Below are 1,561 nucleotides of genomic sequence, written 5' to 3' on the forward strand. Positions count from 1 at the left end.
CCGTTAGTTCGTCGGTGATGGGTGGTGGCGGGTAGGTAGAGGCCGGCGGCGAGGTCGAGTGCGGCTTCGGCGGTTCCGGTCGGTGAGCCGTCGGCCAGGACGGAGTCGGCGTAGTCGTCGTGGCTGGCCCGCCAGATCGAGAAGCCCCACTGGCTGGCGTAGCCGACGTAGCGCAGCCGGCACAGGGGCTGGTCGTCGCCGTCGGGGTGGGTCGCGGTGATGTAGGCGAACGGGCCGCGGTAGCGGGTGGACACCGTGATCCCGGGCCAGTTCGTGGCGGCGTGCGCGACGAGGCGCTGCCGCAGGGAGGTCTTCGTCGATTCCGGGATACCCGCCACGATCTGATTGTGGCCGGGGGTTGGTCGTGGTGTGCCTGTGGGGCGTGGCTGGCCCGGTAGGACCGTGAGGGTGTCTCGCCGTGCCACCGCGATCACCCTGACCGACGACGTCCGCGCCGTTCTGGCTGGCCGTGTCCGTTCGATGACCGTGCCGCGCCGTGACTGGCTGCGCGCGGCGATCGTGCTCGCCGCCGCCGATGGTGCGGGCAACACGGCGATCGCTACCGATCTCGGTGTCTGTGAGGACACCGTCGGCAAGTGGCGAGGCCGGTTCGCCCGCGAAGGGCTCGCCGGGCTGGCTGATCGGCGCCGCTCGGGTCGGCCGGCCCGGTTCAGCGCGGTGCAGGTCGCCGAGGTCAAGGCACTGGCGTGCACCCGGCCCGCGGACGTCGGCGTGCCGCTGGAACGCTGGTCGAACGGTGAACTCGCTCGCCACGCGACCCGGCAGGGCATCGTGGCGGCGGTGTCGGCGTCGTCGGTCGGGCGCTGGCTGGCCCGCGACGCGATCCGCCCCTGGCAGCACCGCTCGTGGATCTTCCCCAGGGATCCGGCGTTCGTCGTGAAGGCCTCCCGGGTCCTCGATCTCTACGCCCGGACCTGGGACGGTGAACCGCTCGGCGAGGACGACTATGTGATCTCGGCGGACGAGAAGTCCCAGCTGCAAGCACTGCGCCGCTGCCACCCGACCGCGCCTGCCCAGCCCCGTCACGGCCCGCGCGTCGAGTTCGAGTACAAACGCGGGGGCACGGTGGCCTACTTCGCCGCCTACGACGTCCACCGCGCGCAGGTCATCGGCCGGATCGAGCCGACCACCGGGATCGCCCCGTTCGGCCGGCTCGTCGACCAGGTCATGGCCTGCGAGCCCTACGCCTCGGCGCGGCGGGTGTTCTGGATCGTCGACAACGGTTCCTCCCACAACGGCCAGACCTCGATCCGCCGGATGAGCTCGGCCTACCCGACCGCGACGCTCATCCACCTGCCGATCCACGCCTCCTGGCTGAACCAGGTAGAGATCTACTTCTCGATCCTGCAACGCAAGGCCATCGAACGCGGCGACTTCGCCGACCTCGACGCACTCGGCGACCGGGTCCTGGGCTTCCAGGACCTCTACAACCAGACCGCGGCCCCGTTCGGCTGGAAGTACACCCGCGCCGATCTCCTCAAGACCGCCAACCGCCTCAGCCTCGCCGCATAACCGACGAACTAACGGCGACGACCACTAG

General features: G+C 70.5%; 2 protein-coding genes. One reads left to right on the forward strand and one right to left on the reverse strand.

The window, feature by feature from the left end:
• Positions 1 to 338 (reverse strand): hypothetical protein (locus E0504_RS31520; protein ID WP_112109405.1); only part of this gene is annotated, 338 nt, incomplete at its 3' end.
• Positions 339 to 408: 70 nt separating this feature from the next.
• On the opposite strand from E0504_RS31520, the gene E0504_RS31525 reads away from it, so the two are divergent.
• Positions 409 to 1,533 (forward strand): IS630 family transposase, encoded by a 1,125-nt coding sequence (locus E0504_RS31525; protein WP_235015138.1) that lies wholly within the window; start codon positions 409 to 411, stop codon positions 1,531 to 1,533.
• Positions 1,534 to 1,561: the final 28 nt, after the last annotated feature.

Source organism: Parafrankia sp. BMG5.11, assembly GCF_004337455.1.